11 protein-coding genes and 1 pseudogene are annotated in these 14,023 nt (G+C 64.2%); 7 read left to right on the plus strand and 5 right to left on the minus strand.

What is annotated here, in order from left to right; translation table 11 throughout:
• From UW3_RS29355 to hydA, 3 genes and pseudogenes are all read right to left on the minus strand, one after another.
• A pseudogene (locus UW3_RS29355) lies at positions 1–434 on the minus strand (NAD-dependent dihydropyrimidine dehydrogenase subunit PreA); the annotation flags it as partial.
• Positions 435–1,802 (minus strand): NAD(P)-dependent oxidoreductase, encoded by a 1,368-nt coding sequence (locus UW3_RS0108010; protein ID WP_010221812.1) that lies wholly within the window; start codon positions 1,800–1,802, stop codon positions 435–437.
• 112 nt (positions 1,803–1,914) lie between these two features.
• Positions 1,915–3,360: a dihydropyrimidinase gene (gene hydA / locus UW3_RS0108015; protein WP_010221813.1), complete on the minus strand. Its 1,446-nt coding sequence runs from the start codon at positions 3,358–3,360 to the stop codon at positions 1,915–1,917.
• 331 nt (positions 3,361–3,691) lie between these two features.
• Here hydA and UW3_RS0108020 point away from each other — a divergent pair, with 331 nt between their 5' ends.
• The 3 genes from UW3_RS0108020 (at position 3,692) to UW3_RS0108030 (ending at position 7,444) form a co-directional block, all read left to right on the plus strand.
• A complete protein-coding gene (locus UW3_RS0108020; RefSeq protein WP_010221814.1) occupies positions 3,692–5,179 on the plus strand; it encodes an NCS1 family nucleobase:cation symporter-1 in 1,488 nt (495 codons plus the stop codon).
• A 45-nt stretch (positions 5,180–5,224) separates the two neighbouring features.
• Entirely contained in the window at positions 5,225–6,508 is a 1,284-nt protein-coding gene (locus UW3_RS0108025; RefSeq protein WP_010221815.1) for a Zn-dependent hydrolase, read from the plus strand.
• Between the two features lie 228 nt (positions 6,509–6,736).
• Entirely contained in the window at positions 6,737–7,444 is a 708-nt protein-coding gene (locus tag UW3_RS0108030; protein ID WP_010221816.1) for a YebC/PmpR family DNA-binding transcriptional regulator, read from the plus strand.
• 87 nt (positions 7,445–7,531) lie between these two features.
• On the opposite strand, the gene UW3_RS0108035 is transcribed toward UW3_RS0108030, so the two are convergent.
• Positions 7,532–8,821, minus strand: coding sequence for a leucine-rich repeat-containing protein kinase family protein (locus tag UW3_RS0108035; RefSeq protein ID WP_010221818.1), 1,290 nt, complete (start codon positions 8,819–8,821; stop codon positions 7,532–7,534).
• Between the two features lie 141 nt (positions 8,822–8,962).
• On the opposite strand from UW3_RS0108035, the gene UW3_RS0108040 reads away from it, so the two are divergent.
• The gene (locus tag UW3_RS0108040; protein ID WP_010221819.1) at positions 8,963–10,852 is read left to right on the plus strand and encodes a propionyl-CoA synthetase; all 1,890 of its coding nucleotides are present in this window, start codon (positions 8,963–8,965) and stop codon (positions 10,850–10,852) included.
• A gap of 118 nt (positions 10,853–10,970) precedes the next feature.
• Here the strand turns inward: UW3_RS0108040 and zapE are convergent, their stop codons facing one another.
• Complete coding sequence (gene zapE / locus UW3_RS0108045) at positions 10,971–12,068, minus strand: cell division protein ZapE (protein WP_026001230.1); 1,098 nt, start codon at positions 12,066–12,068, stop codon at positions 10,971–10,973.
• A 242-nt stretch (positions 12,069–12,310) separates the two neighbouring features.
• Here zapE and UW3_RS0108050 point away from each other — a divergent pair, with 242 nt between their 5' ends.
• From UW3_RS0108050 to UW3_RS0108060, 3 genes are read left to right on the plus strand one after another with little or no spacing between them, the layout of a single operon-like run.
• Complete coding sequence (locus tag UW3_RS0108050) at positions 12,311–12,838, plus strand: Csu type fimbrial protein (RefSeq protein WP_026001231.1); 528 nt, start codon at positions 12,311–12,313, stop codon at positions 12,836–12,838.
• A gap of 32 nt (positions 12,839–12,870) precedes the next feature.
• Positions 12,871–13,398: a Csu type fimbrial protein gene (locus UW3_RS0108055; RefSeq protein WP_010221822.1), complete on the plus strand. Its 528-nt coding sequence runs from the start codon at positions 12,871–12,873 to the stop codon at positions 13,396–13,398.
• Positions 13,399–13,415: 17 nt separating this feature from the next.
• Positions 13,416–13,949, plus strand: coding sequence for a Csu type fimbrial protein (locus tag UW3_RS0108060; protein ID WP_010221823.1), 534 nt, complete (start codon positions 13,416–13,418; stop codon positions 13,947–13,949).
• The last annotated feature ends 74 nt before the right edge of the window (positions 13,950–14,023 follow it).

The raw sequence follows: 14,023 nt of genomic DNA on the forward strand, positions 1-14,023 counted from the left end.
CCGCGTTCGGGCATGCCGTGGGGGCAGCCGAAGTTCAGCTCGATGCCGTCGGCGCCGGTGGCCTCGACCAGCGGCAGGATGGCTTTCCAGGAGGCTTCGACGCAGGGCACCATCAACGACACGATCAGCGCGCGGTCGGGCCAGTCCTTCTTCACCTGGGTGATTTCGCGCAGATTGATTTCCAGCGAGCGGTCGGTGATCAGCTCGATGTTGTTGATGCCCATGACCTCGCGGTTGACCCCGTAGTGCGCCGAGTAACGCGACGAGACGTTGACCGCGGCCGGGTCTTCGCCGAGGGTTTTCCAGACCACGCCACCCCAGCCGGCCTGGTAGGCGCGGACCACGTTGTAGGCCTTGTCGGTAGGCGGTGCGGAGGCCAGCCAGAACGGGTTGGGCGCCTTGATGCCGGCGAATTCGATTGACAGGTCAGCCATTTATGCAGCCTCCATATTGAGCATCAGGTGCGCATGCATGGCCTCGGCGGCCAGCTTGCCGTGCTGCACGGCCTGGACGGTGAGGTCCTGGCCGAGCTGGGTGCAGTCGCCGCCGGCATACACGCCGGGCAGGCTGGTGCGCAGCTGTTGGTCGACACGAATACGCTCGCCGTCGCGAGCAAGCTGTTGCCCGCTGCTGTCACCCAGGGCGCAGTCATCGAAGGTTTGGCCGATGGCTTTGAAGATCGCATCGGCGGCCAGTTCGAAGGTTTCCCCGGTTGGCTGCAGGCGGCCATCGCTCATGTGCGTGCGGGCAAAACGCATGCCGCGCACCCGACCCTGATCGTCGAGCAATACTTCCTCAGGCTGGGCCCAGGTCAGCAGGCGTACCTGGTTTTCCTTGGCGATGTGTTGCTCGTGCGCGGTCGCGCCCATGTCCTCGACGCCGCGGCGGTACACCAGGTTGACGTCGCGGGCACCGAGGCGAGCCATCTGCACGGCCATGTCGATGGCGGTGTTGCCGGCGCCGAGGACGATGCAGCGGTCGGCGACGGGCAGGGTGGTGAGGTCATCGGCCTGGCGCAGTTCACGGATGTACGCGGTAGCGGCGAGCATGCCCGGCGCAGCCTCGTTGGCCAGGCCCAGCTGGCGCACGGCATTCAGGCCAAGGCCGAGGAACACCGCGTCGAACTGCTGTTGCAGCTCGGCCAGGCTGAGGTTGTCACCCAGTACCTGGCCGTGGCGGATCTCGATGCCGCCGATCTGCAGGACGAAATCCACCTCGCGCTGGGCGAAGTCGTCCACCAGCTTGTACTTGGCGATCCCGTATTCATTGAGGCCGCCGGCTTTTTCCCGGGCTTCGAAAATCACCACGTCGTGGCCGTGCCAGGCCAGCCGGTGGGCGCAGGACAGCCCCGCCGGGCCGGCGCCGACCACGGCAATGCGCTTGCCGGTGCTGGCGGCGCGCTGGAACGGGTGCTGGGCAAAGTCGGCATGGTCCACGGCATAGCGCTGTAGCAAGCCGATCAGCACCGGCGCGCATTCCTGGTGGTTGTTGCGCACGCAGGCCTGCTGGCAGAGGATCTCGGTGGGGCAGACACGCGCGCAGCTGCCGCCGAGGATATTGGCCGAGAGGATTTTCTGCGCCGCGCCCTGGACGTTCTCCTGGTGGATGTTGCGGATGAACGAGGGGATGTCGATCTCGCTGGGGCAGGCATTGACGCAGGGGGCGTCGTAGCAGTACAGGCAACGGGAAGCTTCGAGGGCGGCCTGGCGGGCGGTCAGGGGCGGTGCCAGGTCGCTGAAGTGCTCGGCGAGGGTGGCGTTGTTCTGGGTCGGTCGGGGCAGGTGGTTGAGGGAGTCGATCACGGTGGGTTCCTCTTTTTTTATTTTTTGGGGAAGGCTTTGCCTTCCATCGCTGGCAAGCCAGCTCCCACAGGTTCGGCGGTGTCTGTGGGAGCTGGCTTGCCAGCGATGCTCTTCAGCGCTTCACGGCAACCGGCCTTGAATGCTCGGCCCGCTTGCTGAGCAGATCGAACACCGCCGGGTATGCCGGCCGTTCGATGTAGCGCCCGGCACCACGCTCGGCGCGCAGGTCGCCGTTGGCCCAGACCAGCTTGCCCTGGCTGATGGTGTGGCTGGGGATGCCACGCACGGTCTTGCCTTCGAAGATGTTGAAGTCCACCTGTTGATGGTGCGTGGCGGCCGAGATGGTCCGCGTGCCTTGCGGGTCCCACAGCACCAGGTCGGCATCGGCGCCGACGCGCAGGGCGCCCTTGCGCGGGAACAGGTTGAAGATCTTCGCGGTGTTGGTCGAGGTCAGGGCGACGAAGTCCTGCATCGACAACTTGCCGCTGTTGACCCCTTCGTCCCAGAGCACTGCCATGCGGTCCTCGATGCCGGCGGTACCGTTGGGGATGCGGCTGAAGTCGTCGCGCCCGGCGGCTTTCTGTTCGGCGCAGAAGCAGCAGTGGTCGGTGGCGGTGGTGTGCAGGTTGCCCGATTGCAGGCCGTGCCACAGTGCTTCTTGATGGCCGTCCTGGCGCGGGCGAAACGGCGGGCTCATGACGTAGCCGGCAGCGGTTTGCCAGTCGGGGTGGCGGTAGACGCTGTCGTCCAGCAGCAGGTGGCCGGCCAGTACTTCGCCGTAGACCTGCAGGCCCTTGTTGCGCGCGTAGGTGATCTCATCCAGGGCTTCACGGGTCGAGACATGCACCAGGTACAGCGGCGTGCCCAGGGTCTCGGCGATGCGAATGGCGCGGCTGGCGGCTTCACCTTCAACCTGCGAGGGACGTGACAGCGGGTGCGCTTCCGGGCCCGTTATGCCCTGGGCCAGCAGCTTGCGCTGCAGGTGATAGACCAGTTCGCCGTTCTCGGCGTGCACGGTGGGTACCGCGCCCAGCTCCAGGCAGCGCTCGAAGCTGGCGACCAGGGTGTCGTCGGCGGCCATGATCGCGTTCTTGTAGGCCATGAAGTGCTTGAAGCTGTTGACCCCGTGCAGGCTCACCAGCTCGCCCATCTCCTCGCGCACCTGCTCGCTCCACCAGGTCACGGCGACGTGAAAGCCGTAGTCGCTGGCCGATTTCTCGGCCCAGCCACGCCACTGGTGAAAGGCTTCGAGCAGCGATTGCTGCGGGTTGGGGATGACAAAGTCGATGATCGAGGTGGTGCCGCCGGCCAGGCCCGCAGCGGTGCCGCTGTAGAAGTCCTCGCTGGCCACGGTGCCCATGAAGGGCAGTTGCATGTGGGTGTGCGGGTCGATGCCGCCGGGCATCAGGTACTGGCCGCTGCCGTCGAGCACTTCACAGCCGGCCGGGACCTCAAGGTCACTGCCGATGGCCTTGATCACGCCGTCGGCACACAACACATCGGCACGGTAGCTTTCTTCATGGGTAATCAGGGTGGCGCCACGAATCATAAGCGTCATCAGATGCTCCTCGCAGGCTTGACCGGTTGTTACCGGTTCTAGGTTTTGTACTTTTTTCAGCGTAGGCGAAAACCTGTCATAGCTGTCAGGAATTGAATCTAGTCGGCGATTTTGGATAGGGCAAATAATTAGTTTATAGGCCTACCACTAGGTTAAATGGCTGATTTACAAGGGTTATATGAACTATTTCGGGCTCAAGAAAAACGACCAGTGGTCCTGTCGTTCTTGACAGGTTGTGGAAATGGTCAAGATTTCTCATGGGCAGCCGTGATTGCCCACATGCCAGTGCAATGCAACCAACTCCCAAAAACACAACAACAGTGGAGCGGCCATGCAGCAGACCAGATCGCAGGTGAGCGAACGCGACGGCTTGTATGAACTCGACGCCGGCAGCGACGTCCTCGACAGCCCCCGGTACAACCACGACATCGCCCCGACCAAGGTGCACGAGCGCACCTGGAACAAATGGCACATCACCGCGCTGTGGGTCGGCATGTCGATCTGCGTGCCGACCTATACCCTCGGCGGCGTGCTCACCGCCTATTTCGGGCTGACCGTGGGCGAGGCACTGCTGGCGATCCTGCTGGCCAACACCGTGGTATTGATTCCGCTGACCTTGAATGCCTTTCCCGGCACCAAGTACGGCATTCCCTTTCCGGTGTTGCTGCGCTCGTCCTTCGGCATCCTCGGTTCCAACGTGCCGTGCCTGATTCGCGCCCTGGTGGCTTGTGGCTGGTTCGGTATCCAGACGATGTTCGGCGGCCTGGCCATCCACCTGTTTCTTGGTTCGCTGTCGGCGGACTGGAAGGCGCTGGGCGGCACCGGCGAGGTGATCGGCTTCATGCTGTTCTGGTGCCTTAACCTGTGGGTGGTGCTGCGTGGCGCCGAGTCGATCAAATGGCTGGAGACCCTGTCGGCGCCGTTGCTGGTGCTGGTGGGCGCCGGGCTGCTGGTGTGGGCCTTGCCCAATGTGTCGATCAGCGAGCTGATGGCCCAGCCGCCCAAGCGCCCCGAGGGCGCCAGCGTGTATGGCTACTTTTTTGCCGGGCTGACCGCCATGGTCGGTTTCTGGGCCACGCTGTCGTTGAACATTCCTGACTTCAGCCGCTATGCCAAAAGCCAGAAAGACCAGATTCTCGGGCAGATATTCGGCCTGCCGCTGACCATGTTCCTGTTCGCCGCCCTGGGGGTGGTGCTGACGGCTGCCTCGACCTCGCTGGTCGGCGAAACCGTGTCCGACCCGGTCAGCCTGATCGGGCATATCCAGAGCCCGCTGTGGGTCGCACTGGCCATGGCCCTGATCATCATCGCCACACTGTCGACCAACACGGCGGCGAACATCGTCTCGCCAACCAACGACTTCCAGAACCTGGCGCCCAAATGGATCGGGCGTACCACCGCGGTGCTGCTCACCGGGCTGGTGGGGCTGTTGCTGATGGGCCATGAACTGTTGAAAAAGCTTGGCTGGATCGTCAGCGAGGTGAGCCTGGAAAGCCTCTATTCCAACTGGTTGCTGGGCTATTCCAGCCTGCTCGGGCCGATTGCCGGGATCATGGTGGTGGACTACTTCATCATCCGCAAACAGACCCTGGACCTCGCCGGCCTGTACCGCGACGACGTCTATCCGGCCTGGAATGCCGCCGGCTTCATCGCCTTCGGCGTACCGGTGGTGCTGACCCTGTTGTCGCTGCACAGCACCGCTTTCAGCTGGTTCTACGACTTTGGCTGGTTCACCGGCTCCGCATTGGGCGGGCTGATCTACTACGCCCTCGGCAGCCTCAGGGCAGCCCGCGCGACCAACCTCAAACCCACCGTGTAGCGCCTATGGCCCGCAGAGGCCAGGCACGTGATGCAGGAGAAGCACATGCAAACCGCTCAGGATGTTCTGCAATCGACCCAACGGCATATCAACGGCGAACGTTTGTGGCAGTCGCTGATGGACCTGGCCCGGCTTGGCGCCACGGTCAAGGGCGGGGTTTGCCGCCTGGCCCTGACCGACCTTGATCGCCAGGCCCGCGACCTGTTCGTCAAATGGACCGAGGAGGCCGGTTGTACCGTCACCATTGACGGCGTTGGCAACATCTTCGCCCGCCGCCCGGGACGCAACCCGCAACTGCCGCCCGTGATGACCGGTAGTCATATCGACACTCAGCCGACAGGTGGCAAGTTCGACGGCTGCTTTGGCGTGCTGGCCGGGCTTGAAGTGCTGCGCACTCTCAATGACCTCAAGGTTGAAACCGAAGCGCCGCTGGAGGTGGTGGTGTGGACCAACGAGGAGGGCTCGCGCTTTGCTCCGTGCATGATGGGTTCGGGGGTGTTTGCCGAGAAATTCACCCTGGCCGAAACCCTGGCCAAGACCGATGCAGAAGGCATCAGCGTTGGCGAGGCGCTCAACGCCATTGGCTATGCCGGGCCACGGCCGGTCAGCGGGCATCCGGTGGGCGCTTACTTCGAGGCGCATATCGAGCAGGGGCCGATCCTGGAAGACCAGCACAAGACCATCGGCGTGGTGCTGGGGGCCCTCGGGCAGAAGTGGTTCGACCTGACCCTGCGCGGCGTCGAGGCCCACGCCGGGCCCACGCCGATGCACCTGCGCAAGGATGCCCTGGTTGGCGCCAGCGCGGTGGTGGCGGCGGTCAACCGCGTGGCCCTGGAGCACCAGCCCCACGCCTGCGGCACGGTCGGTTGCCTGCAGGCCTATCCGGGCTCGCGCAACGTGATCCCTGGCGAGGTGCGCATGACCCTGGATTTCCGTCACCTGGAGCCGGCGCGGCTGGATTCGATGATTGCCCAGGTCAAGGGTGTGATCAGCAGCACCTGTCAGCAGCATGGGCTGACCCACAGCCTGACGCCGACGGCGGATTTCCCGCCGCTGTATTTCGACGAGGGTTGCGTGGAGGCGGTGCGCAGCGCGGCCAGGGGCCTGGGGCTGTCGCACATGGATATCGTCAGTGGCGCCGGGCATGACGCGATCTTTGTCGCTGAACTGGGGCCGGCGGGGATGATCTTTGTACCGTGCGAGGGCGGGATCAGCCATAACGAGATCGAGAATGCCGCGCCTGAAGACCTGGCCGATGGTTGCGCGGTACTGTTGCGCTCGATGCTGGCGGCGGCCCAGGCGCTGGCGCGGGGCAGGGAAGCGGCTTGAGCTCAAGGCCCCATCGCTGGCAAGCCAGCTCCCACAGGGAAAGCAGGAGCCACTGTGGGAGCTGGCTTGCCAGCGATGGCCGCGCCGCGGTTCAGAGCCAGCCATCCGCCGCATGCAAGGCAGACAAGGGCTGACGGGTTTTTTTGTCGATGGCTTGCAGAGCGTATAAACTGCTCCCCACTTTGGCCGGTCGCTACCTGAACCGGCACCTGAATCAAGAGAGTCGAGATGGGCGCACAGTGGAAAGCCAAGCATAGAGAAGAAGCAGCCAACGCCAAAGGCAAGATCATGGGCAAGCTGTCCAAAGAGATCCAGATCGCCGCCAAGTCCGGCGCCGACCCGGACATGAACCCGCGCCTGCGCCTGGCCATCGAGCAAGCCAAAAAGGCCTCGATGACCCGCGAGACCCTGGAGCGCGCGATCCGCAAGGGTGCCGGCCTGGATGGCGATGCGGTGCAGTACACCGCTGTGACCTATGAAGGCTTTGCCCCGCATCAGGTGCCGCTGATCGTCGAGTGCCTGACCGACAACGTCAACCGCACCGTGGCGCAGATCCGCGTGCTGTTCCGCAAGGGCCAGTTGGGCGCCTCTGGCTCGGTGGCCTGGGACTTCAACCACGTCGGCCTGATCGAGGCCACGCCGAACAGCCCTGACGCTGACCCGGAAATGGCCGCCATCGAAGCCGGTGCCCAGGATTTTGCCGAAGGCGAAGAAGAGGGCGCGACCCTGTTCATCACCGACACCACCGATCTGGATGCCGTGCAGAAAGCCCTGCCGGGTCAGGGTTTCACTGTGGTTTCGGCGAAAATCGGCTACACCCCGAAAAACCCGGTCAGCAGTTTGAACGACGAACAGATGGCCGAGGTTGAAGCCTTCCTGCAGGCGATTGACGATAACGATGACGTGCAGAACGTTTATGTAGGTCTGGCGGGTTGATGTAAGCCTTCAGGGCCCTATCGCTGGCAAGCCAGCTCCCACAGGTACAGCATGCACCGGACCTGTGGGAGCTGGCTTGCCAGCGATTCAGACGCCGCGAAGCTGCTGACAGGCCTCGTCGAAGCTTGGCCGGCGCATCACCTCAGGCTGCACACAATCCCGCTGCAGTGCCTTCAACGTCTCGCAATCCCCCTCGCAACACGCCAGCAACTCCCCTAGCAAAACCCCAAACGCCAACACCTCGATCCGCTGCAACGCGGCGGCTGCCACACTGCTATCAAGCGGATGAAACGACGCCGCGCCGAAATCCCCCAGCAAGCAATCGCCTTCCTCATCGCACAGCACATTGTGCGCATACAGATCGCCATGGGTAATCCCGTGCCCATGCAGGTGCGCGCCCACGCCAGCAATGGCGCCGGCCAGGCGCCGCACGCAAGCCAGGCTCAAGCGCCGTGGCGGGTATGTATCCCGTGTGCAGGAATCCAGGCTTGGCGGCCCGGCGAGGTTGAACCAGCTCGGCTCGATCAGCTGCATCACCAGCGCCGGCAGGTGCTGGGGGTGGTTGTCGATGCGTCCGGCCAGGCGTACCAGTTGCGGGTGGTCGCCAGCAGCTATGCAGGCGCTCATCTCGTTGAGCGGCAAGCCGTCGCTGGTCATCTCGCCCTTGTACACCTTGACCGCCACCGGCGCTTCTTGGTGTTGCCAGCGGGCTTGATGGATGACACCGGAAGCGCCCTGGCCCACGACCTGTTCAAGGGTGATCTGCTGCCAGTCAATGATGTTGCAATGGCCAGGGTCTTGCGGCGTGCAGTAACCCGCCGCCATGGGGTTGCCGGCATAGGCCAGCCAGGCCAGGCGCGGCATCTGCAGCAGCCATTCGGGCAGGGCTGGCAACTGGTTGGCGGACAGGCGCAGCAGTTCCAGCTGGGTGCAGCGCGCCAGGCTGGCTGGCAGCGCTCGCAGGCGGTTACCGGCCAGCATCAGCTTTTGCAGGTCCGGGCAATCGCCCAATGCCTCGGGCAAGCGTTCGATACGGTTATCGGTAAGCACCAGCGCCCGCAAACGCGGGGGCAGAGCGGCGCCGCTGACCTGCTCGATCTGGTTGCTCTTGAACCCGACCATCTCCAGCGTCTGGCACTGGCCGATGCTTTCGGGCAGGTGGCGAAAGCGGTTTTGCGAGCAGAACAGCACCTTGAGCTTGCCCAGGCGGCCCAGATCCTCGGGCAAGTCGCTGAGGCGGTTACCGGTCAGGTTGAGCACCTGCAGGCTGTCGGCCAGGTCGAAAATTTCCCGCGGGAACTGTTCCAGCCCGCAGGCCAGGTCGAGGCGGGTAATGCCCGCCAGACGGCCGGCTTTGAGGTCTTCAAGGGTATGCATGGGGGGCGTGGCAGGCTCAAAAATAAACGGCGCCCATCATACCGGCAAGATGCGACTTTAGTCCCATGGCAGACTGGCCGCTGCGGTCCATACTCGAAGCTCGCCCTTTATTAATAACAACAAGTTCAGGGTTTTCATTCGATGACTTATCAGCACAGCTACGCCCGCTCCATCGCCGATCCAGCCAGCTTCTGGGCCGAACAGGCTGACCACCTGGCCTGGTACCGCAAGCCCCTGCACACCCTTGTTGAAAACGCCGACGGCACCCACCAGTGGTTTGCCGACGGCCGGCTCAACAGCTGCTACCTGGCCCTTGATCATCAGATCGAGCAAGGCCGTGGCGAGCAGACTGCGCTGATCTACGACTCGCCGGTGACCGGCAGCCAGCAGCAGTTCAGCTACAACCAGCTGCGCGACGAGGTGGCGCGCCTGGCCGGGCTGTTGCGTGCGCTTGGGGTAGAGAAGGGTGATGGGGTGATCATCTACATGCCCATGGTGCCGCAGGCGGCCATGGCCATGCTCGCCTGCGCGCGTATCGGCGCGGTGCATTCGGTGGTATTCGGCGGCTTTGCCGCCAACGAGCTAGCCCTGCGCATCGACGATGCCCGCCCCAAGCTGCTGCTGACCGCCTCGTGCGGGCTGGAGTTCGACCGGGTCATCGAGTACAAGCCGCTGGTGGATCGTGCCTTGCAACTGGCCAAGCACCAGCCGCGTCAGGTGCTGGTGCTGCAACGTCCGCAAGCCACGGCAGCACTGGTCGAGGGCCGCGACCTGGACTGGCTCGAAGCCGTGGCCACGGCCAGCCCGGTGGCGCCGGTGGAGCTGGCCGCCGCCGACCCGCTGTACATCATGTACACCTCCGGCACCACCGGCAAACCCAAGGGGATTGTCCGGGAAAACGGCGGCAACGCCGTGGCCCTGAGCTTTGCCATGCGCCACATCTATGGCATGCAGGCGGGGGACGTGTGGTGGGGGATTTCCGATGTTGGCTGGGTAGTCGGCCATTCGCTGATCGTCTACGGGCCGTTGATGAACGGCTGTACCACGGTGTTCTACGAAGGCAAGCCGATCCGCACGCCGGACGCCGGTGCCTATTGGCGGGTGGTCGAGCAGTACCGGGTCAACGGCCTGTTCTGCGCGCCCACCGCCATGCGCGCGATCCGCAAGGAAGACCCTGACGGGGAACTGCTGCGCCGCTATGACCTGAGCTCCCTGCGGCAGTTGTTCCTGGCCGGTGAGAAGCTCGATTCCAGTACCCATCAATGGCTGGAGGCAACCAGCGGCAAGACCGTGCACGATCACTGGTGGCAGACCGAGACCGGCTGGCCGGTGACCGCGCCCTGCGTGGGCCTTGAAGGCAGTGCGGCGCGGCCGGGTTCGAGCAACCGTGCGGTGCCGGGTTATCACGTGCGGGTGCTCGACGAGGATGGCCACCTGCTTGGCGCCAACCAGCAAGGCTCGATCGTCATTGCCTTGCCGTTGCCGCCCGGTTGCAGCCAGACCTTGTGGGGCGATCACCAGCGTTACCTGGATGCCTACCTTAAGACCTACCCTGGCTATTACCACACCGGCGACGGCGGTTACCTGGATGAAGACGGTTTCGTCTACATCATGGGGCGCACCGACGACGTCATCAACGTCTCCGGCCATCGCCTGTCCACCGGCGAGATGGAAGACCTGGTCGCCCGCCACCCGGCCGTGGCCGAGTGTGCGGTGATCGGCGTGCACGACGAGATCAAGGGCCAGGTGCCGCTGGCGCTGGTGGTGCTCAAGGACGGCCAGGACATCCCGCAGGCGCAGATGCAGAGCGAACTGGTGGCCAGCGTGCGCGAGCAGATTGGCGCCCTGGCGTGCTTCAACCAGGTACGGGTGGTCAAGCGCCTGCCCAAGACCCGCTCGGGCAAGATCTTGCGCGCGGTGCTGCGCAAGATCGCCGATCAGCAGCCGTATACGCCGCCCTCGACCCTGGATGATCCGGCGGTGCTGGTGGAGATCGAGGCGGTGTTGGCGAGCTTGGCGCGGGTGGGGTAGTGGCCTCATCGCTGGCAAGCCAGCTCCCACAGGTCTTGCACCAACCTTGAGAGCACTGCCAATCCTGTGGGAGCCGGCATTGCCGGCGATCGAGCGCGAAGCGCTCGTAGTTCAGGTCTCAGCAGCCAGCCTGGCGCAACTGCCCCAACCGACTACGGGTGCGGGCCAGGTCGCTGGCGCTGCCGCCGAGGCTGTCGGCCAGCGGTCGGCTACCGATCAGCACCAGGTGCTTGTCCTGGTCGTACAGCACATCCACCAGGTTGACGAAGCGCTGCTGGGCGGCGATCGAGCAGTCTTCAAGGTTTGGCAAGCGCTCGATGATCCAGTGATCAAAATGCCGGGCCAGTTCCAGGTAGTCGATCACCGCCGTGGGCTGTTCGCAGAGTTCGACAAAATCAAACCCCACCGTGCGCTGCTCGCTCAGGTGTGCGCGCAGCGTGCGCTTGCCTACCTCCAGCAAAACCGGCGCGTCACCCGGCTCAGGCAACTGCAAGGCCTGGCGCTGTTCGCGGCTGCCCGGCCACAGGTAATGACCCTGGGTAAAACGCTGCTGGCCAGCAGCGCTGGGCAGGCGACGAAAGTCCTGCTCGCCGCCCACTTCAAGCACGTGCATACGGCGGTTGATCAGGCCGATCACCGGCTCGAAACGTTGGTGATAGAGCGGGTTGGGCAGCAGGCCTTGCGGTGCGTGGTTGGAGGTCACCAGCAAAAATATCCGCCGCGCGAACAAGGCCTGAAACAGCCGGGTGATGAGCATGGCATCGCCAATGTCGTGCACATGGAACTCGTCGAAACACAGCACCTGGCAGTCTTCGAGCAGTTCATCCAGGGTGCAGGCCAGGGCATCGTCCTGATGGCGATGGTCAAACATGCCCTGATGCAGGCGGGCGAAGAAGTCATGAAAGTGCAGGCGGCGCTTGTGGGCCTGGGGCAGGGCCTGGAAGAAACCGTCGAGCAGCCAGCTCTTGCCGCGCCCGACCGCGCCATACAGGTACAGGCTGCGCGCCTGGCCAGTTTCAAGTTGTGCCGCCTGGGCGGCCATATGTTCGATGACGCGCAGTTGGCCGGCGCTCAGGGTGTAGCCGCAGGCTGTGGCCTGGGTGCGAAAATGCTGACGAACGGTCTCCGCCAGGGCGCGGTCATCAGCCGCGGGCGTGCTCAAGCGGCGCAAGGCGCGCAAGGGCGAACGTATCCAGGAAGGGGGCAGGGCAGGCAAACCGGGCTCCTCGGGGCGATGGGACTCAAGGGCCAGCTTGAGCGAGGGCGGCCAATTTAACCAATATGACTGAAGGCGGCCAGTGATCTCGACAGGGGATAGGTGGCGATGTCTATCGCGGGGCAAGCTCGCTCCTACAGAGAAATCTTGTACGCGACTTATACATTTCCTTGCGAACTGGCAGGTTTTTCCTTCACTGCTACCCTCAAGGTCAGATAAATCCTGCATTGAAGGATGACACGGTGAAGGGACGCTCTTTGACAACGCTGCTCGCGTTGCTCTCAGCCAGCACGGCAGGCGCCGTCGATTTCATGGTTGAAGTCAAAGTGCAGGTGCAGCGCGGCTGTGTACTCATTCACCAGCCCCGTGATGCCGGCGCCCAGGCCCTGGGCGTGCTCGACTTCGGCCGCACCGCGCGGCTGGACGACCCGGCCGGCCCGCTCAGCAGCCAGCTGGTCGCCGTGCGTGCACCACGCCTGGAATGCAACCCCGACACCGCCTATCAGGTACAGGTCGATGGCGGTCAGCACGGTGGCGTCGGCGAGGTGCGTTACCTGGCCAGCAACCAGCCGACAGCCCGACCCATCCCCTACCGTTTGTATCAGGACCCGGCCTGGCGCATGCCGCTGCCGGTCAATGTCGTCCAGCACGCCCGGGTGCCCGACTCGGGCTCGGTGGCGCTGCCGTTGTATGCGCGTATCGACCGTTTGGCCTACGTACCGGTGGTGGGGCGTTATTCGGATCTGCTCAAAGTCACCGTCACCTGGTAGCCGGGGCGGCGCTTGCTAAAGGAACTGGCAGGATGAAACGGGTATTGCTGTTGAGTGTTGGCCCACTGCTGTTGATCAGCCATGATGCCTTTGCGGCCATGAGCGGGCATATCCAGGCCCAGCTGGTGATCAGCAGCGCCTGCCAGATCAGCGCTGGCCCCGGCGCCCTGCAAACCCCGGGTGGCGGTGTGCTGGACTTTGGCCGCCAGGCCCCGAGCTGGACCAGCCCGTTGCACTCCGGCATCGAAAACAGCACCGGTGACGGCAGCCTGCACGTGCGCTGTAACCCGCAGGTACGGGCTTTCACCGTGAGCATCAACGGCGGTACCAACGGCGATGGTGCCACGCGAAGGCTGAGCAACGGCCGCGAGCTGATTCCCTATGAGCTGTCCGCCGACCTTTCAGGCCGGGCCCGTTACGCCATCGGCCAGACCCGCAATTTTTCGGTCAGCAGCGCCGCACAGATTCCGATTCCGATCTATGGTGCAGTAGTCGCCCATCCCAAGGCGCTGCCGGCCGGCATTTACCGTGACACCCTGATGGTGACCCTGGATTGGTAGCATGCAAGGAGTGACTCATGCATCTGAACCTCTCTCGCTTGATTTTCGCAGGCATAGGCCTGGCGCTCGCTGCTCAGGCCCAGGCGGCCACAGTAACCGGCAACATCACCGCCACCCTGACGCTGATCGCCAGTTGCCAGGTCAACGGTGGCGGCGGTGCCAGCGGCCTGAACTTCGGTACGCTGAACTTCGGCACCCAGGAAGCGCTGTTCACGGATGCCCCCGGGCAAGTGCTCGGCGGTGGCGGTGGCGCCATGAGCATCCTCTGCTCCAGCGGTACGGTGCCGGTGATCAAGGTGCGCGCCGGTGCTCATGACAGCCAGTCAGCCGGCGGTAGCCGGGCGCTTTACGACGGCGTCGGCAACTACGTGCCCTATGACTTCTACACCGATTCAGGGCATAGCCAACTGCTGGCTATCGACGACACCATCACGCTGCCGACCAGTACCGGTGCGGCGCAGACGGTCAACCTTTATGGCCTGGCCAAAGGCAAGGCGGGCCTGCCGGCCGGGGTGTACACCGACACGGTGGCGGTCGAGTTGAGTTTCTGAGCCGTGCACCGCGTCTTGCCGGCGCTGCTGGCCCTGGTCGCCGGCAGCCTGCCGTTGCCGTTGGCGGGGGTCAC

The organism is Pseudomonas donghuensis (assembly GCF_000259195.1).
Taxonomy (GTDB): Bacteria; Pseudomonadota; Gammaproteobacteria; order Pseudomonadales; family Pseudomonadaceae; genus Aquipseudomonas; species Aquipseudomonas donghuensis.

Coding starts and splice junctions, on each gene's coding strand:
- UW3_RS0108035 (WP_010221818.1), bottom strand. CDS start 8,821: ATGCATACCCTTGAAGACCTCAAAGCCGGCCGTCTGGCGGGCATTACC.
- UW3_RS0108030 (WP_010221816.1), top strand. CDS start 6,737: ATGGGCGCACAGTGGAAAGCCAAGCATAGAGAAGAAGCAGCCAACGCC.
- UW3_RS0108020 (WP_010221814.1), top strand. CDS start 3,692: ATGCAGCAGACCAGATCGCAGGTGAGCGAACGCGACGGCTTGTATGAA.
- hydA (WP_010221813.1), bottom strand. CDS start 3,360: ATGACGCTTATGATTCGTGGCGCCACCCTGATTACCCATGAAGAAAGC.
- UW3_RS0108040 (WP_010221819.1), top strand. CDS start 8,963: ATGACTTATCAGCACAGCTACGCCCGCTCCATCGCCGATCCAGCCAGC.
- UW3_RS0108025 (WP_010221815.1), top strand. CDS start 5,225: ATGCAAACCGCTCAGGATGTTCTGCAATCGACCCAACGGCATATCAAC.
- UW3_RS0108060 (WP_010221823.1), top strand. CDS start 13,416: ATGCATCTGAACCTCTCTCGCTTGATTTTCGCAGGCATAGGCCTGGCG.
- UW3_RS0108055 (WP_010221822.1), top strand. CDS start 12,871: ATGAAACGGGTATTGCTGTTGAGTGTTGGCCCACTGCTGTTGATCAGC.